Below are 21,579 nucleotides of genomic sequence, written 5' to 3'. Positions count from 1 at the left end.
GTTATCTTAAAGGGCTTGGTCGTCATAAAGCAAGAAAGCTTGGGCAAACCTAGTACTTTTTAATTGCTCTAATAACGTCTTAGCCTGTTGCTCGTCGCTTATTGGACCTAAGCGAAGGCGAAAAATTCCATCTTTGTGCTGTTTTATATGGGTCGGGACGTGATAATCCTGCTCTAGCTGCAGTGCCAGCGCCTGAATATTCGCCAATTGTGACCCGGCAGCAACTTGTATGTATTTGGTGCGCGGCTTTGCGTCGGCAAGGGTAATGGCTTCGAGCTTAACCTTGGCTGTACCCTTTAAGTGATAACCCAGTTTATACGCCGCAGCGTAGGATAAATCGATAATACGGTCTTCATGGAAAGGGCCGCGGTCGTTAACTCGTACCACCACGCTTTGACCATTGTCGATATTGGTGACGCGTACAAAGCTAGGTAGCGGCAAGGTTTTATGGGCCGCGGTCATGGCAAACATATCGTACACCTCGCCGTTGGAGGTGTGATAGCCGTGAAATTTGCGCCCGTACCAGGAGGCGATACCGCTTTGGGTGAAACCGGTTTCATCAAATATAGGCACATATTGCTTGCCCCTGACTTGGTAAGGACGATTCGCCGCGGCGCTTTTCGCTTCGTCGGTGACCACAGCGTCTTGTAGTTCTAAGTCCGAGGGGTGACGCAAAGGCGCGGCATCATGCTCCATCTGATAGCGGCCGGATTGACCCTTGCTCGGGGCGCTGCCGGGTGAACTACAGGCGGTGATAATGAAACTAAGTAAGACGATAAAAAGCGCGCGTAAGGCCATTATTTATTCAACATCCGTTTTTCCGTGGCGATACTCATTATGATGCCAAAGCCTGCGAGCAGTGTCACCATAGATGTGCCGCCGTAACTGATCAGCGGCAACGGAACACCCACCACAGGCAATAAGCCAGATACCATGCCGATATTTACAAAGACATAGACAAAGAAGGTCAGGGTCAGAGCACCGGCCAATAGTTTACCGAAGGCTTCCTGAGCATTCACGGCGATATAGAGGCCGCGGGCGATAATAAAGAGGTAGACACCGAGCAGGAATAAGACGCCGATAAGGCCAAACTCCTCGCTCAGTACCGAGAAGATAAAGTCGGTATGGCGCTCGGGTAGAAACTCCAGTTGCGACTGAGTGCCTTGCAGCCAGCCCTTGCCCTCAATACCACCTGAGCCTATGGCGATTTTCGATTGAATAATATGATAACCCGAGCCTAAAGGGTCACTTTCCGGATTGAGGAAGGTGAGTACCCGCTGCTTTTGATAGGCGTGCATGCCATAGTGCCAAAACAGCGGCGCACCGGCGCCGACTAATACCGCTAAAGAGCCGATCAGGCGCCAACTGACGCCAGCTAAAAACAGCACAAAGATGCCTGAGCTGGCGATCAGAATCGAGGTACCTAAATCAGGCTGCTCCTTAATGAGCAAGGTCGGTACCATGACGATCACCAAACCGATAAAGAGGTTGCTTAATTTCGGCGGTAAATGGTTGCGACCAATATACCAGGCGACGCACATGGGCACCGCCAGTTTCATGATTTCCGAGGGTTGAAAGCGAATACCTATATTCAGCCAGCGCTGCGCGCCTTTGGAACTGACACCGACAAAGAGCACGGCGACCAACATTAACGTGCCCACCAGATAGACGGGGATCACCACGCGTTTTAGGGTGCTTGGCGAGACTTGTGCACAGATCATCATGGCAATAAAGGCGCCGCCCATGCGGGTGCTGTGGCGCATCATCATGCCGGTATCCTGGCCACTGGCGCTATACACTATGGCTAAGCTACCTGCCATCATAGCTAACAGTGCCAAAAACAGCGGCAGGTCGATATGTACACGCTGCCAAATAGAAACCTTATTGGTGACTGGCGTCATGACTGCGGCTCCTTCTTGCCTTGGCTAATGGGATTGGCGAGGAAATAATAATCCATTACCTGACGGGCAATAGGTGCCGCCACCGAAGCGCCGCCACCGGTGTTTTCCACAATAATGGTGACCACGATTTGCGGGTCGTTAAAGGGGGCAAAACCCACATAGATGGCGTTGTCGCGATGACGCTCTTTAAGTTTATCGGCTTCGTAACGCTCACCCTGGGCTATGCTGACTACCTGCGCCGTCCCGGTCTTACCGGCCGGATCGTAGGTCGCACCTTTAAAGGCTTTATGTGCCGTACCTGTGATCTTGGTCACGGTATTATGCATGGCGTCGAGGGCAACTTGCCAGTGTCTAGGGTTGTTCAAGACTATGGGTGGCTTTTCATCATTATTGATTACTTCTACTTGCTCATCGCGGCGCAGCGCTTGTGCCAGATGCGGCGGATGGTGTTTGCCCTTATTCACCAGGATATTAATGGAGTTGGCGATTTGAATCGGCGTTGCCGTCCAGTAACCCTGACCTATGCCCACTGAGATGGTATCGCCGCGCCACCAGGGCTCGCGGAAACGTCCTTCTTTCCATTCCCTGGTAGGTAAAATGGCGGTGGTTTCTTCTTTAATATCTATACCAGAGAGATCGCCAAAGCCAAATTGCGCCATAAAGTCGCTGATCTTGGTGATGCCGGCGCGATAGGCGATATCGTAAAAATAGGTGTCGCACGACTCTTCGATGGCCTTATACACATCAACATGGCCATGACCCCAGCGGCGCCAGTCACGCCATTTATGCTCAACATTGGGAATTTGGAAAAACCCTGGGTCGAACATCTTGGTTTGCTCTGTCACTAATCCTTCTTCCATGCCGAAAATCGCCATATGCGGTTTGATGGTTGAAGCCGGAGCGTAGCGCCCCTGAGTAGCGCGGTTGATAAGCGGTCTGTCTGGATTTAACAGGGCCTTGTAGTCCGCCGAGCTGATGCCGTGAACAAAGAGGTTAGGGTCGTAGCTGGGGTTGGAATACAGGGCCAGGATGCCACCGGTTTTCGCATCCAGGGCGATTACCGTACCGCGCTTATCTTCCATGCTCAATTGAGCGATTTGTTGCAGGCCAATGTCTAAGGTCAGTACCAGATCTTTACCCGGCACAGGCGCGGTTTCATCCAAACTGCGCAGCACGCGGCCGCGGTTATTGATCTCCACCGATTGCGAGCCCACTTCACCGTGCAATTCGGTTTCATAAAATTTTTCTAAGCCCAATTTACCGAAGTCGCGGGTGGCGCGGTAGTTGGTGGCTAAGTCTTCGGCCTCAAGCTGTGCCAGCTCCTTTTTATTGAGCTTGGCCACATAACCCAGGGCATGGGTTAAGGTATCGCCGTAGGGGTAATGGCGAGCCAGTCGGGCTTCTATGCTAAAGCCGGGAAATTTATGTTGATTGACGGAAAAAAGCGCTACCTCTTTTTCATCAAGGCGGCCTTTAAGCACCTGGCTTTTAAAGCGGCGGTTATGACGTATATCGTCTAAAAATTCTTCTTTTTGTTGCTCGCTAATGCTGATCAGTTTACCAATTTCATCAAGTGCGGCATCGAGATCATCCACCTCTTCGGGGATCACCTCCAGGTTATACACGGGCTTGTTTTCCGCCAGCAGATTGCCATTACGGTCATAAATAAGGCCGCGGTTGGGCGCTATGGGGATCACATTAATGCGGTTATCGTTCGAGCGTGTTTGATAGGTTTGGTGCGAAACTATCTGTAAGTTATACAGGTTTGAAATAAGTATCGCGACCATGATCAAGACAAAAACAAAGGCGGTAAAGGCCCGCCGCGCAAACAAATTGGCCTCGGCGGAATGGTCGCGGATCGGAGTGCGTTTACGCAGCATGGGTTCTTATTATTCTCGGTGATAAGGATGGTTGTTGTTTAAGCTCCAGCCCCGGTACAGGCTTTCGGCTACAATAATGCGAACCAAGGGATGTGGCAAGGTCAAATTCGATAGCGACCATTTTTGTTCCGAGCGGGCGATACACTCGGGCGCCAGGCCTTCTGGGCCGCCGATCAATAAGCTGACATCACGGCCATCAAGCTGCCACTTTTCCATGGCTTTGGCCAATTGATGGGTGTCCATGGCCTTGCCCGTCACCTCCAGAGTGACTATGCGGTTGCCCTTAGGGATGGCGGCCAGGGTACGCTCACCTTCTTGCTGCAAGATGCGTTTAATATCGGCATTCTTGCCGCGCTTACCGGCGGGGATCTCGACCAGCTCTAAGGCCATATCTTTGGGAAAGCGGCGCTGATATTCGCTAAAGCCCGCTTCAACCCAAGCAGGCATCTTGGTGCCCACGGCGACCAATTGGATCTTCACCGCTTAACCCCAGAGTTTTTCTAACTGGTAGAAGTCGCGGGTTTCGTCTTGCATAACATGGACGATTACATCGCCAAGGTCGACCAATACCCACTCACCCACGTCCTGACCTTCTTGGCCGATCACGTCGAGGTTATGTTCTTTGGCTTCTTTAGCTAGATGGCGAGCAATAGATTGTACCTGGCGTTTGGAGTTACCAGAGCACACCACCATGTAGTCGGTAATGTCTGAGCTTTCGCGTACGTCTAAGGTGATCACGTCGCGGGCTTTCATGTCATCAATTTTGTCTAATGCAAAGTCAAGGAGTTCGTTGGTTTGCAAAATACACTCTCTGTTTAATCAAATTCATTTAAGCGGGTGATGTTATCACTTTTAACCGGCCATATACAGGCGCTTATCGCGTATATATTGGCTCACCGCCGCGGGTATTAAATCTTCACAGGGCTCTCCACGTTGCAAGCGCTCGCGCACCAAGGTTGAAGAGACAGCCCGTTGCGGCCCGGCTAAAAAGTAAACCAGTCCCGCTTGTTTAGACTCCAGCGCCGAACCTTGGTTGCATTGGTGCTGGTTTAAATAGGCCTGCAACTGAGGCGAGGGGGACAGATGCTCGTCGGGGCGCTGATACACCACCAGATGACATAACTCGAGAATGTCGCGCCACTGGTACCAAGAATCAAAGCCGTTAAAGGAGTCCATACCCAACAAAAACAAAATGGGTTCCTGCGTCCGACCGCTGGCGTTGAGTTCGCTGCGCAATTCTTGCAGGCTCAATAAGGAATAAGAGGGGCCGCTGCGGTGCAATTCGCGCTCGTCTATGGCAAAGCGGGGCTCGGCGGCAATGGCGAGTTTCAGCATTGCCAACTTATCGGCATTGTCGATACCGCTTGCCTGTTTATGTGCGGGAACCCGATTGGGCATAAAAAATAGGGTGTTACCGCCGAAGTGCTCAAGGCACTGCTCGGCCATATTCAGGTGAGCAAAATGCACCGGATCAAAGGTGCCGCCAAATAACAACATGCTTACTCCACAAAGCTAGGTGCGGCAAAAGGCAGTGCCCGGCAAAAGCTGACGCTGATATGGGCCAACATGGGGTAAGGAGAGCCCAGTTTGCCACTTTTGTAGGCGCTATCGAAATCGGCCAGCAGGTCGAGCAACGCACTTAGGTGTTCGCTGCGCAGGCGCTGCAAGGCCTGGCTGTACATACCTTGTTGGTTTTTCCATATGGCCAGCTGTTTGCAGGCGCTGTTAAAGTCTTGCCCGTTTTGTTGCAAGCTCAGCAGCTTTTGTAATTGCTGCGCTTCCTTGGTCAGGGCCCAGGCAATGGCGGTGGGCTCGGTATTATCGTTTTGCAACCGGGTTAATACCTGGATGGCCTTAGTGCTGTCGCCCAGCAAGATGGCATTGGCCAAATCGAAAATATCGAACTTGTTTTGATTCAGTAAGGTTCCGAGCAGGGTATGGCCATTAATGGCGCGCTGCCCATAGAGCAGGGAGAGCTTTTCCAGCTCCTGATAGCAGGCCAGCAGGTTGCCTTCCGTGGTGTCGAGCAACACCTGTTTAGCATCTCCTTCGAGGTTTAACTGCAGGCGACGGCAATGGCCGTCGAGCCAGCGGCGCAAATGATTGCCGCTTAAAGGGTAGCAGGGGATAAAGAGGCCCTGCTGATCTAGAGCCTTAAACCAGGCGCTGCGCTGGATTTCTTGCGATGCCTTCATGCCGTGCAGGACGATAACACAATCCGGGTTAGGGGATTGCACATAGCCTTTTAGGTGCTCGGCTCCGGTTTTGCCCGGTTTTTGCCCCGCCATATCCACTTCAATCAGGGTGCGGGCGCTAAAGAGCGACATACTTTGATAATGGGCGTCCAGCTCTAGCCAATCGAATTGCGCCCCGGCGCTCAGCTTAATGACTTCATCGAAGCCCTGTTGCTTGGCGCTGTGGCGAATTTGCTGCACGCATTCACTGACTTGAAAGGGCTCCTCGCCAAAGACCATGTAAAATGGCGCTAACCCTTTTTGTAGTTGTTGCGGCAGTTGATTGGCGTAGACGCGCATTAGAGCTGGGCCAACTCACGAACGATGCGACGACTGGCCTGTTTGCGCAACTCATCGAGCAAGATGGTCATCTCATTGGCCTTAGCCAGGGCATTATCCGGGTCATCCTGATAATTACGATAGAGCTCAAAGTATTGCTCAATTGGCTCGGCGTTGGCGCGCTCTAAGCGATAGGAAACCGAATAAATCAGCTCATATTCTGCTACCTGGCCGTTTTTAAACAGCGATAGTACGCGTCTGTCGAGACTATCGGCTTTTAGAGTGAGTGTCGGGGATTTAGCACTAAGATTTTGGTTTACCAGCACATTGCTGTGCTCAAGCTCCTGCAATACCTCGGCAAAAAGGGCCGAGTTAGGGTCCTGCGCTGTGACTTCTAAGGTCATAAGCTCTTCAGGCAGGTCGGAAGCTCGTTTAAGATGAAAGCCGCAGCCGCTTAGCATAAGCGCTAAGCAGCCGAGGATCATAAGGTTGAGCAAACGCGATGGGGCGAACATCTTAGTTCGCCACCACGTTAAGCACTTTGCCTTTAATATAAATCACTTTACGCACAGTCAGGCCTTCGGTGAATTTCTGTACATTGGCATCGGCAAAAGCAGCTTGCTCTACCGCTTCTTGGCTGGCATCCGCCGCAAGAGTCAGTTTCGCACGTACCTTACCATTGATCTGGACCACGACCAGCTTTTCACTTTCAACCATAGCTGATTCATCGGCAACCGGCCAAGTAGCGTCAAGCACATCGCCTTCTTTGCCCAAGTCTTGCCATAGCTGGTGCGACAAGTGCGGGGTGATAGGCGCAAGCATGATCAACATGGCTTCTAGGGCTTCGTTGGCCACCGCTTTGTCACCTTCATCCGCTAATGGTGCCTTGATCAGCTTGTTAGACAGCTCCATCACGGCGGCAATGGCGGTGTTGAAGGTTTGACGGCGCTCTAGATCGTCGGTGATCTTGGCGATCGCCTTGTGCAGTTCACGACGCAGTTCTTTTTGCTCTTTCGAAAGCGAAGCAACATCTAACGCCACAAAGCCGGCTTTTTTCACGTCTAGCGCATATTTGTAAACACGCTTAATGAAGCGGTGCGCACCTTCTACGCCCGAGTCTGACCATTCCAGGGTTTGCTCTGGTGGCGCAGTGAACATCATAAACAAGCGCACGGTATCGGCACCGTATTGATCGATAACATGCTGCGGGTCGATACCGTTATTTTTCGACTTCGACATCTTGCTCATACCGGCGCTTTCTACCGGCTGGCCGTCGTCTTTGTGCCATGCCTTGATGATGCGGCCCTTGTCGTCTTTTTCGGTTTCAACGTCAGTGGGTGAAATCCAGATATCGCCGCCTTTTTCATCCTTACGGAAGTAGGTTTCAGCAAGTACCATGCCTTGACACAGCAGGCGCTCGAACGGCTCGTCAGAATTAACTAGACCGAAGTCACGCAATAGCTTGTGGAAGAAGCGCGCATACAATAGGTGCAAGATCGCGTGCTCGATACCGCCAATGTATTGGTTTACCGGTAGCCAGTAGTTGGCTGCACCCGGCTCTAACATGCCTTCATCGTAGCGCGGGCTACAATAACGAGCATAGTACCAAGACGACTCCATAAAGGTATCGAAGGTATCTGTTTCGTGGAACACGGTTTCGCCGTTAATGGTAGCCTTGGCCCACTCTGGATCTGATTTGATCGGCGAAGTTACACCGTCCATGACTACGTCTTCTGGCAGACGCACCGGCAGCATGTCTTCAGGCGCGGCCAGCTCAGAGCCATCTTCTGTGTTCAACATAGGAATTGGTGAGCCCCAGTAACGCTGACGGCTTACACCCCAGTCACGTAGGCGGAAGTTAACCTTGCGCTCACCCACGCCAAGCGCGGTTAGCTTGTCGGCGATGGCATTGAAGGCGCCATCAAAATCCAGGCCATCGAACTCGCCAGAATTAACCAGCGTGCCTTTTTCCGTGTAGGCGGCTTTTGAAAGGTCACACTCATCGCCTTCGTTTGCTGCGATAACCTGTTTGATATCAAGGCCGTAAGCCGTTGCAAATTCAAAGTCGCGCTGATCGTGTGCCGGTACGGCCATAACTGCGCCTGAACCGTAATCCATCAATACGAAGTTGGCGATCCAGATTGGCACTTCCTGACCCGTTAATGGGTGGATGGCGTACAAACCTGTGGCAATACCCTTTTTCTCCATGGTGGCAACATCGGCTTCGGCCACCTTGGTGTTTTTACATTCTTCAACGAAGGCTGCTACCTCGGCATTGGCTGCCGCTGCTTCCTGGGCAATCGGGTGCGCTGCGGCCACGGCCACATAACTCACGCCCATAAAGGTATCCGGACGGGTAGTGTAAACGCTGAATTCACCCTGGCCATCGGCACGTTTAAAGGTGATATCTACGCCTTCTGAGCGGCCAATCCAGTTACGCTGCATGGTGCGTACCTGCTCAGGCCAGTGCTCTAGCTTGTCTAAGTCATCCAGCAACTCTTGTGCATAGTCGGTGATCTTAATAAACCACTGCGGAATTTCTTTTTGCTCAACCACCGCGCCTGAACGCCAACCTTTACCGTCGATAACCTGCTCGTTGGCAAGTACGGTTTGGTCTACCGGATCCCAGTTAACTGTTGACATCTTCTTGTAAACCAAGCCTTTTTCGTAAAGCTTAGTGAAGAACCACTGTTCCCACTTGTAGTATCCAGGGTGACAAGTCGCGATTTCACGATCCCAGTCATAACCAAAACCAAGCAGTTTTAGCTGGTTGCGCATGTAATCGATATTTTGATAGGTCCAGTTAGCCGGCGCCGTGTTGTTTTTAATCGCGGCGTTTTCAGCAGGTAGACCAAAAGCATCCCAACCCATAGGCTGCATTACGTTTTTACCTTGCAGGCGCTGGAAGCGAGAAACTACATCACCAATGGTGTAGTTGCGCACGTGACCCATGTGCAGTCGACCACTGGGGTAGGGGAACATGGAGAGACAGTAAAACTTCTCTTTTGAGTCGTCTTCTGTGGCTTTAAATACCTTGTTTTCTTCCCAGTATGACTGGGCTTTCGCTTCAATTTCCTGCGGGTTATATTGCTCTTGCATCTACTCTTCCAGACTTCTTGCAAAATGATGACAAATTTGCCCGATAGCATACCCCAAATCTATGGTTAATCACAGCAAGGGACAGGCTTTTTTGTCGCCATTATTGAATTGTGGGCAGGCAGGCTATAGTTAACTAGTAGGGGTAAAAATTATGCAAGGAGTTAATATGGCAGATTATCGACAATGGTTATCCGAATTTAGCGATTGGCTAAAGGATGTAAACGACCATGAAGTCAAAGATATGGTGGCCACCTTTTTAGAGTCTAAGCAGGCGCTAAAGGATTTAAGCAAGGATAAGTACGAAGAATATAAGCGTTATTTGGCTCGGGATATAGACCACCTTATCGAGCACGAGAACTATTACAACTCATTGGCCTGGCAGGAGCTTAAGGAGAGCCTCTGGTTTGAGTTATCCCATATCGAAGACAAGTCCCAGTTGGAGTGGCAGGCGTTGAGCCAAGACTTTAAACATAAAGGGGTTTATCATAGCGGAGAATGGATAGCCATGGGCACCTTAGTGTGCCAAAATTGCCATTCTAAGGTAGATGTTTACCACCCCAGTGAAATTCTGCCCTGCACCGAGTGCGGCGGCATTCACTTTAATCGTCAGGCGCTGCAGCCATAGCCGATTTTAGCGGCGTTAAAAATAACAAGGGCCCGGCTATGGGCCCAGCAAAAGACGTGTTGTATGAAACATAAAACATCAGGCGTGGTCAGCACCTTAAGTGCTTGCGCTCTTGCGCCGCAAATTTCCGAAAATCATATTCGTACTTGTCTCACTCATCCTTACCCCGAAGAGCTGCCTTTTATCGGCCAAAAGCGTGCCGACAGTGCCCTTGATTTTGCCTTGGGTATGCACTTGCCGGGGTACAATGCTTATGTGATGGGCGAGCCGGCTCTGGGTCGTTACACCCTGGTGCAACACAAGCTGCAACAGTATGCCAAGGACAGGGAAACCCCCAGAGAATGGTTGTACGTAAACAACTATCAGGATCACCGTGAGCCTATTGCTATCTTGATGAACCCGGGTGAAGGGCAGGTTCTGGTGGACGATATTGACGCCGTGCTTGAGGAAATTCTCGATACCTTTCCTGCTGCCTTTGACAACCCTGGCTATCAGCGCAAGAAAAAGTCCATCGACCGCGAATTTGAAGACAAATACGAAGATGCGCTGGCCCATGTAGAAGAGCTGGCCAATGAACACAGCGTGGAGCTGATTGAAGATCAAAACAACGTTGGCTTTGTGCCCATAGTGAACAATCAACGTTTAAGTGATGAGCAATTCAGTGCCCTGGACGAGCACACTCAGGAGCGCTTTATCAACGCCATTACTGAGCTCGAAGATGCCTTAATCGATGCCCTGATCGAGCTGCCGAAATGGAAACGTGAGTCGAGCGAAGCGCTGCGTAAGCTGAAAAAGGCCACCGCAGAGGCGGCCATTAAGCCGTTACTGCGTGAATTGGAGCACAAATACGCCACCCATATCGGCGTATTACGCTATCTAAAAGACCTGCGCTCGGAGCTGGTGGATACAGTACTGGAATGGCTCGATGAAGAGCAGAGCAATGACAAGAGCGAGGAGGAGTATGACCGCAAGGAAATGCTTACCGAATTCTTTGCTCCTAACCTTTTGGTGCCCTACAAGGAGCACGATGCCGCACCGGTAATTTACGAGCCGAATCCCACCTTTGGTAATCTTTTTGGCAAGATTGAATATTCTACCTCGCAAGGCTCTTTGGTGACCAGTTATCGCAGTATTCAGCCCGGCGCCTTGCACCGTGCCAACGGCGGCTATCTGATTATGGATGCCGAGAAGGTGATGGCCAATGCCCAGGTATGGGATGGCTTAAAGCTGAGTTTAAAAACCCACCAGATCAAAAATGATTTGCCCTATCAGGACAGCTCTGTGGGCAGCAGCTTTACCCTGCGCCCCCAGCTTATTCCCCTGGATGTAAAAGTGCTTTTGTTGGGCTCTCGCGACCTCTACTACGCACTTAACGAATACGATGAAGAGTTTGCCGAGCACTTTAGGGTGCTGGCGGACTTTGATTTCTACCTGCCGGGCACGGACAAATACCAGTATCAGTTTATTACCAAGGTGCAGGAATATTGCCGCGAGACCTTAAAAACCGAAGTGAATTGCGATGCCATGTCACTTTTGCTGCGTTTTAGCCACCGTCAGGCCGAACATCAGCAAAAACTCTCGGCGCGTTTTGCCGATGTGATGGAGTTGGTGGCAGAGGCCAGCTATTACGCCCGTCAGGACCGCAGCGAGCAGATCCACGCCACTCATGTACACGAGGCCCTGGCCGGCAAGGAATACCGCACCGGGCAAATGAGTGAACATATGCTCAGCGATATCCGCGAAGGTCATATTTTGATTGCCACCGAGGACAAGGCGGTGGGCATGGTCAATGGTCTTACCGTGTTGCACGTGGGTGATACCTCATTTGGTACCCCGGCGCGCATCAGTGCTTCCGTCTATGCTGGCAGTGATGGTGTTATCGATATCGAGCGCGAGGCCGAGCTGGGTAAGGCGATTCACTCTAAAGGGGTGATGCTGTTGACAGGTTATTTGGGTAGCAAGTATGCCCAGGATTTCAGCCTGACCCTGAGCGCCAATATTGCCATCGAGCAAAGCTACGGCTATATCGATGGTGACAGCGCGTCTTTGGCGGAATTGTGTGCCCTGGTATCGAGTATTACCCGAGTGCCCATTGACCAGGGCATCGCTATGACCGGCTCGATTAACCAGCGCGGTGAGGTGCAGGCCATAGGCGGTGTGAATGAGAAGATTGAAGGTTTCTTCAAGCTTTGTCAGATGCGCGGCTTAAGTGGTGAGCAGGGGGTGATTATCCCTAAATCGAACTGCTTGAATCTGGTATTAAACCAGGACGTGATCGATGCCGTGGAGCAGGGACGTTTTCATATTTACCCTGTGGCCAATGTCGATGAAGCGCTAAGCCTGCTTACAGGCAAGGAATGCGGCGAGCTAAAAGATGGCGCCTATACCAAGGGCAGTATTCACGACCTGGCCATGACCCGACTGCGCGAAATTGCCGCCATAGTCGGTGGGGAGGATGAAGACGATGCTTAATCTTATTCTTTCGGCCATTATTCTTGTCTTACTGGTCTTGACCATACGTGGGCACCTGCGCAACCGTAAGGTTGCGGCCCTCAACAAGCAGAAGGAAGCCGATTTCTTTGCCAAAAACAAAGAGCAGGAAGGGCTGGAGGAGCTGCCAAGCGGGGTGCAAATCCTGTGGCAGAGTCGCAGCGATGAGGGAGTACAGCCAGAGCCAACATCCAAGGTTTGTGTGCACTATCGTGGCACCTTGCTAGATGGCCGTGAGTTTGACAGCTCCTATAAGCGTGACAAGCCTTTAGATTTTAAATTGAATCAGGTGATCAAGGGCTGGCAGCTAGGGCTGCAACAGATGCGTGTGGGCGATAAGGCCACCTTGTACATCCCCGCCCACCTCGCCTATGGCGACCGTCGCGTGGGGATCATTGAGCCTGCCAGTGCGTTAATTTTTGAGGTTGAGCTACTGCGCCTAGGTTAAATCAGTACTAATCAATAAAAAACCACCGTCCCTGCGTTGGTTTTTTATACCTGCCTTTTGTCGCATTGCGCTGTTGTTCCCCGCCTTGATAGCCTAGTTTTAATGAAGCTGTGCCGTTCACAGAGCCAGCAGCCCAAAGCAATCAACAGGGGATGAAACAATGAAACTAGGTAAACCTTTATGTCAGGCTCTGCTCTTTAGTGCCGTCACTGGCCTAAGTATGCACACCTATGCCGCTTCATTAGCGGCGCAAATCGATACCGTCAATGCCGAGGTAGGAGACAAGCTGATCGAGTGGCGTCGTCACTTACATCAATACCCGGAGCTCAGTAACCGCGAATTTGCAACCGCCAAATATGTCGCCGAACATCTCGAAAGTTTAGGCCTAGAGGTACAAACGGGCATCGCCCACACCGGGGTAGTGGCAAAAATTAAGGGTGGTAAAAGTGGTCCCTTGATAGCGCTGCGCGCCGATATGGATGCGCTGCCGGTGACCGAGCAGGTGGACTTGCCCTTTGCCTCAAAGCAAACAGCCACTTACCGTGGTGAAGACGTGGGTGTAATGCATGCCTGTGGCCATGACGCTCACGTCGCCATCTTAATGGCGGTGGCACAGTCGCTGGTGGCCTTAAAGGATGAACTTGCCGGCGATGTACTCTTGATCTTTCAACCCGCCGAAGAAGGGGCGCCTCAAGGCGAGGAGGGTGGTGCCGAGTTAATGTTGAAAGAAGGTTTGTTTGCGCAAAAGCCCGAGGCGGTATTCGGCCTGCATGTAACCTCATCCCTTAACAGCGGCCAGATAGGGTTGCGCTCTGGGCCACTGATGGCCAGCTCGGATGCCTTTAGTATCAAGGTCAGTGGCCGTCAAACCCATGGTTCGAGGCCGTGGAATGGCATAGATCCAATCGTGGCCTCCAGTCAGATCATTATGGCCACTCAAACCATAGCGTCACGTCAGGTAGATGTGACCAAGGCACCTTCGGTTATTTCCTACGGTGCCATTAAAGGGGGTGTGCGCAATAACATTATTCCCGATGAGGTGGAAATGGTCGGCACCATTCGCACCTTTGATCAGGATATGCGCGCCGACATTAAAAAACGCTTACAACATACTGCCGAATTGACTGCACAAGCCGCAGGTGCCAAGGCCGAGGTGCATATAGACCATGGCTATCCGGTGACTGTGAATAACCCCGAACTCACGGCGAAGATGATGCCTACCCTGGAGCAAGCGGCGGGTAAGGATAATGTCATTATCACTGATCTGATCACAGGTGCCGAGGACTTTTCCTACTACGCCCTAGAAACGCCGGGAATGTTCTTTTTCTTAGGGATCACTCCAGCCGAGCAAAACGCAAAAACGGCGCCAAGCAACCATTCGCCACACTTCTATATTGATGAGCAGGGGTTGCCGCTAGGCGTGAAGGCCCTCACTAATCTGGTGTTTGATTACCTGGATAAGTGATACTGAAATAGGAAAGTGAAAAGGCGCTATTAAGCGCCTTTTTTACTTCGGTAAGTAATGCCCATACTAACCAGGGCAAAGCCAATCAACAGCAGCCACACCGGCCATGTACCTTGGCGGGCGTAGAAGCTGTCGCCGTCGATAAGCTGTACATCGGTAAGTAATACATCATCAACAAACTGAGGCAGGCTCACCTGCTTTTGTGACAGCGGATCATACACCCCAGTGACCCCTGTGTTGGTAACGCGAACCAGGGGACGCATTAGCTCTAGCGCCCGCATACGTGATATTTGCATATGCTGATGGGGGCCGTGGGAGTCGCCAAACCAGGCGTCGTTGCTGACGGTAAAGAGAATATCCGAGTCACTGCGATAGTTGGCGCGCACTAAATCGGGAAAGACTATTTCATAGCAGATTGCCGGCAAAATATGATAGCCGTTGGCGAGCAGATTATTCTGCACTCGCTCTCCACGGCTAAAGCTCGACATGGGCAAGTCGAACAGCGGCGCTATGGGGCGCAGGAGATCCTCAAAAGGCACGAACTCGCCTATGGGCAAAAGCTGGTGCTTGCGATAGCGATTTCTATGCAGGTAAGTATATTGACCCTCACTGCTGTCGGCCTCTTGTTTACCCATAACCACAAGCGTGTTGTAGGCCTTGCGGGTGTCATACTGGTAATCCACTATGCCGGTGATAAGGGCGCTGTCGTTAAAGACCGCGGCCTTATCCAAAGAGCGCAGGAAGTCGCCGGCCAGGGACTCCAGTTCGGGCACGGCCGCCTCGGGCCAGACCACCAGATCCGCCTGCCAGTGAGTGCGGGTCATATCCTGGTATTTGAGCATGGTTGGCCAGAAGTTTTCCGGCTCCCAGCGCATGCTTTGTTTGATATTGCCCTGCACCAGAGCCACCGAAAGATGCTTGTTGGCATACTGATTAGCCGGGGCAAAGTATGCACTAAGCGCTATTATAGCCACCAGGGCACAAGTACCAACCAGGGGTTGCCAGGCACGGTTCAAGACTAAGCGAAACAGGCCGTAACCCAGTGCCAATACGACACAGGCGAGACCAAACTCACCGACCAGGGGGGCAAGAATATTAAGCGGTGAGTCGGTTTGTGTATAACCCAGGGAGAGCCAGGGAAAACCGGTTAACAGTGTGCCGCGTAGCCACTCAGCGAACGCGAAACTAAGAATTAGAGGGGCAAACCAGCTGCCGCTGCGACGGTAACACCAGCCGGTAATCGCCAGCGCCAGAGCGGGAAACAGGGCCAGATAGCACACCAATAGGGCCATGACCGCCAAGGAGGCGATAATGGGTAAGCCGCCGAACTCGGCAATGGAAACATGAACCCAGCTAACTCCGGCGCCAAACCAGCCAAGGCCAAAGGCAAAACCATACCGGGCTGCTTTTTTGGGAGTTTGTTGATAGCTGCACCAGCTCAGCACTGCGATGCTGAGAAAGGCGATGGGCCAAATTGAAAATGGGGCATAGGCCAGGGTTAAAACAAGGCCGGCCACGAAGGCCAGCCAGGTTTTATTATCCCTTAGTGCGCCCTTAAGCCGCGTCAGAGTCTTCGCCATCATTCGATTTTGGCAAAGTCACTTGCAGTTGCAAAATACGACGGCTGTCGGAGCTTGTTACCTTAAACTGCAAGGGTGGGATGTCGATGATTTCACCGCGCCCTGGCATATGGCCAAAGGCATGAAGAACAATACCACCTATGGTATCGGCTTCGTTGGTATTGAAATCTGTGTTGAATTTATCGTTAAATTCATCGATAGGAGTGAGGGCTTGCACTGAAAAAACATGTTTGGAAATTTGCTTAATTTGCAGATTTTCTTCCTCATCATCGTGCTCATCTTCGATTTCGCCGACGATAATTTCCAAAATGTCTTCAATGGTTACCAGGCCGGATACACCACCATATTCATCAATGACTATGGCCATATGGTAGCGTTGCTGACGGAACTCGTTAAGCAGGGTGTCAACACGCTTGCTTTCGGGAACAATCACAATCGGGCGTAATACTTCGCGTAAGGTAGGAAGATCGGCTTCCTTATCCATCAGCAGAGGAAGTAAATCCTTCGCCAGCAAGATCCCTTCAATATGATCTTTGTCCTCACAGACCACAGGAAAACGCGAGTGTGACGACTCGATCATCTGCGGTAATTGGTCGAACAAGGGTTTATCGACATCCAGGGTGATCATTTGCGAGCGGGGGATCATGATATCTCGTACTTTGAGTTCAGAGACACCCAAAACACCTTCAATCATTTCCTTGGTTTCAGGATCGATCAGATCGCGCTCCTGGGCATCTGAGATCACTTCTGCCAGCTGTTCCTTATTTTGGGGCTCTCCTTGAAACATCTGGCTAATACGATCTAACCAGGATTTTCCAGAAGAACCCTCTCTACTATGCGAGTTTTCGTCGCTCATTAGCTTTATGCGCTCCAAGTTGAATTAATTCCGATAATGAGACCTAGCTCACTATTGGGATTAACACTCATCATCCCTGTATGGGTCGCTAATATTGATGCTGGCCAGCAAACGTTTTTCCAACGCTTCCATAATCTCGGCATCGGCCTCATTTATATGGTCATAGCCAAGTAAATGCAAGCACCCGTGTACCACCATGTGGGCAAAGTGGTCATGAAATGCCTTATGTTGTTCCAAGGCTTCACCATATACCACTTGCGGGCAAATAATCAAATCACCCACCAAGGGTAATTCGATTCCGGCCGGGGCGTCAAATTCAAAGGATAAGACATTGGTCGGCTTGTCTTTACCACGGTAGCTGTGATTCAGACTTTGGCTTTCCTGCTCGTCGGCAATGCGAATGGTGACCTCTGAGTCGGGCTTCAGCTCATCCAGTACCAGTGCCGCCCAGCGCTGAAACTGGGCCTCGCTTGGTAAGTTATCAAACTCACAGGCTATTTGCAGATCGACTGTGGTGCTCATTGGTCAGACTCTTTTTTGGCTTGTTCTTTTTGCAGTCGCTTAACGCGCTCTGTTTCTTCGTGATGCTCATAGGCCTCAACGATGCGCGCTACCACTGGGTGGCGAACAACATCATGAGATTGGAAGAAGTTCATGCTTATTTCATCAACCTCACCCAAGACTTCAATGGCATGACGCAGGCCTGAGCGGGCGCCACGAGGTAAGTCGACCTGGGTGATATCACCTGTGATCACCGCCTTAGAGTTAAAGCCGATACGGGTCAGGAACATCTTCATTTGCTCCACCGTGGTGTTCTGGCTTTCATCGAGAATAATAAAGGCGTCGTTCAAGGTACGGCCACGCATATAGGCAAGTGGTGCAACCTCAATGACATTTTTCTCAATTAAGCGCTCAACCTTTTCAAAACCCAGCATCTCAAACAAGGCATCGTAAAGCGGGCGCAAATAGGGGTCTATTTTCTGAGTTAAATCACCCGGTAAGAAGCCCAGTTTTTCACCGGCTTCTACCGCAGGGCGGGTAAGTAAAATACGACGGATTTCCTGGCGCTCCAGGGCATCAACGGCAGCTGCAACGGCCAGATAGGTTTTACCCGTACCGGCAGGGCCAATACCAAAACATATGTCATGGTTCAGGATGTTGGCCACATATTGGCTTTGATTCGGGTTACGGGGCTTTACCACGCCTCGGCGGGTTTTAATAAAGACTTCTTTACCCCAGACGCTCGGCGCTTCTTGCTCCAGCACATCGGCTTCAATAATGGCCAGATGCACATGCTCGGGCTCGATTTCTTTTTGCTTGCCTTTGACCGGTGCAGTTTCAAGGTACAGGCTTTTGATGATCTCGCCTGCAGCCTTTGCAGTATGTGGTTTGCCGGTTATTTTAAAGAGGTTTTCGCGGTGCGCAATTTCAACTCCCAGACGACGCTCGATGTGTTTTATGTTCTCGTCAAAAGGACCGCATAAAGAAGAAAGGCGGGTGTTATCGGACGGTTCTAAATAAATATCGATGTTCTTCAGCTGGTTACTCAAAGTTGCTTCCTGTTGATTGGCGCCGTGGCCTTGGCCACAGCGCATTATTTTTATTAATTAGGGGTAAAGGTACCCACGCCAATCTCATTGGTTTGCTCTTCGCTTGGTGCCTTGGCGAGAATGTCGCTTGGGGCTACGTCACGACGCAGATTCATATCTGCTTCGGTACGGATAAGTTCACCACGTAGTGAGTTTGGCAGCGCTTCGGTAATACGTACATCGACAAATTGACCGATCACCGAGTGTGGACCTTCAAAGTTTACCACACGGTTGTTCTCGGTACGGCCACGCAGTTCCATCGGGTTCTTCTTCGAAGGACCTTCAACCAAAATACGCTGCTCGGTACCAAACATATCACGGCTGATCTTCTGCGCCATTTGATTGATGCGATCTTGTAAAATGTAAAGGCGTTGCTTTTTCTCGTCTTCGCTTACGTCATCCGGTAAATCGGCCGCCGGCGTACCCGGACGGGCGCTGTAGATAAAGCTAAAGCTCATGTCGAAGCCGATGTCATTGATAAGCTTCATTGTTGCTTCAAAGTCTTCGGTGGTTTCACCTGGGAAGCCGATAATAAAGTCAGAGCTCATGCTGATATTCGGGCGCACCTTGCGCAGGGCACGAATAGTCGACTTGTATTCCATCGCCATGTGGCCGCGTTTCATCAGATTAAGTATGCGATCTGAGCCGCTTTGCACTGGCAAGTGTAAGTGGTCAACAAGCTCTGGTATATCGGCATAGGCATCGACTATGTCTTGCGTAAATTCAACCGGGTGCGATGTGGTGTAACGAATACGGTCGATACCATCGATGGCGGCGACATAGCGCAGTAGATCTGAGAAATAGCAAATCTCACCGTCATGGGTGGCACCACGGTAGGCATTTACGTTTTGACCTAGCAGGTTCACTTCACGCACGCCTTGCTCGGCCAACTGGGCCACTTCTAGCAAAACATCGTCAAGAGGGCGGCTTACTTCTTCACCACGGGTGTAAGGCACCACGCAGAAAGTACAATACTTAGAGCAGCCTTCCATAATTGATACGAAAGCGCTCGGGCCTTCCGCTTTCGGCTCAGGTAAACGGTCAAATTTCTCGATTTCCGGGAAGGTAATATCAACGACCGAGCCTTCTTTGGCTTGTACTTGCTGGATCATTTCCGGCAGGCGGTGCAAGGTTTGCGGGCCAAATACGATATCAACGAAAGGCGCGCGTTGGCGAATGGTGTCGCCTTCTTGTGAAGCAACACAGCCACCCACACCGATAACCAGGTCCGGGTTTTTATCTTTTAACGGCTTCCAGCGGCCTAACTGGTGGAATACTTTCTCTTGTGCTTTTTCACGGATAGAGCAGGTGTTAAGCAAAATCACGTCCGCATCTTCGGCCTCTTCGGTCAGTTGATAACCATTGGTATCATCTAGAAGATCCGCCATTTTCTGGGAGTCATATTCATTCATCTGACAACCCCAGGTTTTAATATGCAGCTTTTTGCTCATTGAAATATTGCCTCGTTTTCAATCCGGTACTGACTATGCACGACTAGGCCAAGTTAATACTCTGGACCTGTGGTCATTGACTTAGCTTAGCCTAAAGGACGCGTATTTTATATGCTATCGCGCTATGAGCCAAGTATAGTTTTGATATTTGCCGCGCCGGGGTGCAGTAAATCAAAGATGCTTGACATCTTGATGTCAACAACTGCCATTTGCCTAAAGAACTGGGTTACAATTGCGCCAGCGAAACAAGAATAAGAGACAAGGCCAATGAGTGTAAAACAGGTGCTGATTGTCGGTGGCGGTATGGTGGGCGCAGCCTGTGCCATCAAGCTGGCCAAGCAGGGCATGCAGGTATGCGTTATCGAGCAGCAGGTAATAGACCCGCAGGCGGTTCTACAAAGCGATCAGGTTGATATTCGCGTATCCGCTATTAACCGCTTTTCCGAGCAGCTGTTGGACGAGTTAGGGGCCATGCCGGCTTTGCGTCAAAACCGTATTGCCCAGTACACCCAATTGGAGGCGTACGAAGATAAGCCCGAGCAGCTGCTTTTCGACTGCCAGGAACTTGGCGCCAGCCACTTAGGACATCTGGTCGAGAACAAGCTTCTACAAGCAGCCCTGTGGGCCCAGTTCGACCAATACGACATCAAGGTATGCTCACCCGAGGGACAAGCTCAGCAATTGCTGCAAACGTCTCAAGGAGCGACTCTTATCTATGAACACGAGCAGTTTCATTGTGATCTGATTATTGCCGCCGACGGTGGCCGCTCTCGTATTCGTCAATTAGCAGGAATTGGTGTGACCGGCTGGCAGTATCAGCAACATTGTATGGGCATACTGATAAAACTGGACGCCCCACAACAAACGAAAACCTGGCAACAATTTAAACCCAGTGGCCCCATTGCTTTTCTACCCATGCAATATCCCTATGCCAATCTTATTTGGTATGACCAAGGCGCCAAGCTTAAGCAACTGCAACAGCTGGATAAATCGGCGTTAAAGAAACAGATTGAAGCGCACTTTTTTACTCTTCCCGGTGACTTTGAGGTAGAAGCCGCCGCCGTGTTCCCATTAGCCCGTCAGCATGCAAATACCTATATCGGCTCACGCGTCGCACTCATTGGTGATGCTGCCCACACCATTAATCCTTTGGCGGGACAAGGAGTTAATCTTGGTTTTAAAGATGTGGATGCACTTGCTAAGGCGTTAGCTGATACCAGCGCGACCTTAGCGGACGCTCTGGCGCATTATCAGCGCACGCGCCGCACGGACAATCTGCTGATGATGAGTATGATGGATGCCTGTTATTTTGGTTTCTCGAACAGCGTATCGCCACTTAAATATTTGCGTAATTTGGCTTTGACAGCAGCGAACAAGGCTGGTCCGCTGAAACAACAGGTCTTGAAACACGCCATGGGCGGCATTACTTAATTGTAAAAGTGACTGCAAATCTATCTAAGCTGCTCAATAGGGCGGCTTTTTTTATGCCATAAAAAATCAGGTATATAACGAATGGATAGAAAGAAGTTTAAGGGTGTTTAAATGATTAAGAATCAGGATTGATATTTTTGAAGGATAACTAAGAAGGTTAATACATGGTGCGGAAGGTGAGACTTGAACTCACACATCCGAAGATACTGGAACCTAAATCCAGCGCGTCTACCAATTCCGCCACTCCCGCA

General features: G+C 50.9%; 19 protein-coding genes and 1 tRNA gene. 5 read left to right on the top strand and 15 right to left on the bottom strand.

Annotated features, from left to right (window positions below; all coding sequences use genetic code 11):
* Positions 1-6 precede the first annotated feature (6 nt).
* The 9 genes from C2M35_RS01095 to leuS are packed head-to-tail and all read right to left on the bottom strand — an operon-like array spanning position 7 to position 9,393.
* Positions 7-798 (bottom strand): septal ring lytic transglycosylase RlpA family protein, encoded by a 792-nt coding sequence (locus tag C2M35_RS01095; protein WP_105213656.1) that lies wholly within the window; start codon positions 796-798, stop codon positions 7-9.
* Positions 798-1,901: a rod shape-determining protein RodA gene (gene rodA, locus C2M35_RS01090; RefSeq protein WP_105258510.1), complete on the bottom strand. Its 1,104-nt coding sequence runs from the start codon at positions 1,899-1,901 to the stop codon at positions 798-800. Before rodA ends, C2M35_RS01095 begins: the two co-directional genes overlap by 1 nt.
* The gene (gene mrdA / locus C2M35_RS01085; protein ID WP_105200672.1) at positions 1,898-3,781 is read right to left on the bottom strand and encodes a penicillin-binding protein 2; all 1,884 of its coding nucleotides are present in this window, start codon (positions 3,779-3,781) and stop codon (positions 1,898-1,900) included. Before mrdA ends, rodA begins: the two co-directional genes overlap by 4 nt.
* A gap of 9 nt (positions 3,782-3,790) precedes the next feature.
* Positions 3,791-4,261, bottom strand: coding sequence for a 23S rRNA (pseudouridine(1915)-N(3))-methyltransferase RlmH (gene rlmH / locus C2M35_RS01080; protein WP_105200671.1), 471 nt, complete (start codon positions 4,259-4,261; stop codon positions 3,791-3,793).
* A 3-nt stretch (positions 4,262-4,264) separates the two neighbouring features.
* Positions 4,265-4,582, bottom strand: coding sequence for a ribosome silencing factor (gene rsfS, locus C2M35_RS01075; protein WP_105213653.1), 318 nt, complete (start codon positions 4,580-4,582; stop codon positions 4,265-4,267).
* 51 nt (positions 4,583-4,633) lie between these two features.
* Positions 4,634-5,278 carry a nicotinate-nucleotide adenylyltransferase gene (gene nadD / locus C2M35_RS01070; protein ID WP_105200669.1) on the bottom strand — a complete coding sequence of 215 codons (645 nt, stop codon included), beginning with the start codon at positions 5,276-5,278 and terminating at the stop codon, positions 4,634-4,636.
* A 2-nt stretch (positions 5,279-5,280) separates the two neighbouring features.
* Entirely contained in the window at positions 5,281-6,315 is a 1,035-nt protein-coding gene (gene holA, locus C2M35_RS01065) for a DNA polymerase III subunit delta (RefSeq protein WP_105213651.1), read from the bottom strand.
* Positions 6,315-6,809, bottom strand: a complete 495-nt coding sequence (locus C2M35_RS01060; protein ID WP_105200667.1) for an LPS-assembly lipoprotein LptE — start codon at positions 6,807-6,809, stop codon at positions 6,315-6,317. The genes holA and C2M35_RS01060 overlap by 1 nt, the downstream gene beginning before the upstream one ends.
* 1 nt (position 6,810) lies before the next feature.
* Positions 6,811-9,393 carry a leucine--tRNA ligase gene (leuS, locus tag C2M35_RS01055; protein WP_105264424.1) on the bottom strand — a complete coding sequence of 861 codons (2,583 nt, stop codon included), beginning with the start codon at positions 9,391-9,393 and terminating at the stop codon, positions 6,811-6,813.
* A gap of 166 nt (positions 9,394-9,559) precedes the next feature.
* Between leuS and C2M35_RS01050 the strand changes: the two genes are divergently transcribed.
* From C2M35_RS01050 to C2M35_RS01035, 4 genes are all read left to right on the top strand, one after another.
* Positions 9,560-10,018: a zinc ribbon-containing protein gene (locus C2M35_RS01050; RefSeq protein WP_105200665.1), complete on the top strand. Its 459-nt coding sequence runs from the start codon at positions 9,560-9,562 to the stop codon at positions 10,016-10,018.
* 63 nt (positions 10,019-10,081) lie between these two features.
* The gene (locus C2M35_RS01045) at positions 10,082-12,490 is read left to right on the top strand and encodes a Lon protease family protein (RefSeq protein ID WP_105200664.1); all 2,409 of its coding nucleotides are present in this window, start codon (positions 10,082-10,084) and stop codon (positions 12,488-12,490) included.
* Complete coding sequence (locus C2M35_RS01040) at positions 12,483-12,956, top strand: FKBP-type peptidyl-prolyl cis-trans isomerase (RefSeq protein WP_105264423.1); 474 nt, start codon at positions 12,483-12,485, stop codon at positions 12,954-12,956. Before C2M35_RS01045 ends, C2M35_RS01040 begins: the two co-directional genes overlap by 8 nt.
* 220 nt (positions 12,957-13,176) lie before the next feature.
* Positions 13,177-14,421 carry an amidohydrolase gene (locus C2M35_RS01035; protein ID WP_442792743.1) on the top strand — a complete coding sequence of 415 codons (1,245 nt, stop codon included), beginning with the start codon at positions 13,177-13,179 and terminating at the stop codon, positions 14,419-14,421.
* 29 nt (positions 14,422-14,450) lie between these two features.
* Here the strand turns inward: C2M35_RS01035 and lnt are convergent, their stop codons facing one another.
* From lnt to miaB, 5 genes are read right to left on the bottom strand one after another with little or no spacing between them, the layout of a single operon-like run.
* On the bottom strand, positions 14,451-16,001 hold the full coding sequence (lnt, locus tag C2M35_RS01030) for an apolipoprotein N-acyltransferase (RefSeq protein ID WP_105264488.1): 1,551 nt from the start codon (positions 15,999-16,001) through the stop codon (positions 14,451-14,453).
* The gene (gene corC, locus C2M35_RS01025; protein WP_105200661.1) at positions 15,976-16,857 is read right to left on the bottom strand and encodes a CNNM family magnesium/cobalt transport protein CorC; all 882 of its coding nucleotides are present in this window, start codon (positions 16,855-16,857) and stop codon (positions 15,976-15,978) included. Before corC ends, lnt begins: the two co-directional genes overlap by 26 nt.
* 60 nt (positions 16,858-16,917) lie before the next feature.
* On the bottom strand, positions 16,918-17,379 hold the full coding sequence (ybeY, locus tag C2M35_RS01020) for an rRNA maturation RNase YbeY (RefSeq protein WP_105213646.1): 462 nt from the start codon (positions 17,377-17,379) through the stop codon (positions 16,918-16,920).
* Positions 17,376-18,407, bottom strand: coding sequence for a PhoH family protein (locus tag C2M35_RS01015; RefSeq protein ID WP_105213766.1), 1,032 nt, complete (start codon positions 18,405-18,407; stop codon positions 17,376-17,378). The genes ybeY and C2M35_RS01015 overlap by 4 nt, the downstream gene beginning before the upstream one ends.
* 53 nt (positions 18,408-18,460) lie before the next feature.
* On the bottom strand, positions 18,461-19,897 hold the full coding sequence (gene miaB, locus C2M35_RS01010) for a tRNA (N6-isopentenyl adenosine(37)-C2)-methylthiotransferase MiaB (protein WP_105213645.1): 1,437 nt from the start codon (positions 19,895-19,897) through the stop codon (positions 18,461-18,463).
* 267 nt (positions 19,898-20,164) lie between these two features.
* Between miaB and C2M35_RS01005 the strand changes: the two genes are divergently transcribed.
* A complete protein-coding gene (locus C2M35_RS01005) occupies positions 20,165-21,328 on the top strand; it encodes an FAD-dependent oxidoreductase (protein WP_105200658.1) in 1,164 nt (387 codons plus the stop codon).
* A gap of 165 nt (positions 21,329-21,493) precedes the next feature.
* On the opposite strand, the gene C2M35_RS01000 is transcribed toward C2M35_RS01005, so the two are convergent.
* Positions 21,494-21,578, bottom strand: a tRNA-Leu gene (locus C2M35_RS01000).
* Position 21,579 lies beyond the last annotated feature (1 nt).

This window comes from Pseudoalteromonas sp. T1lg76 (assembly GCF_002964725.1).
Classification (GTDB): domain Bacteria; phylum Pseudomonadota; class Gammaproteobacteria; order Enterobacterales; family Alteromonadaceae; genus Pseudoalteromonas.
The sequence above is the reverse complement of the archived record's forward strand: the minus strand, read 5'-3'. Positions and strand labels throughout refer to the sequence as shown.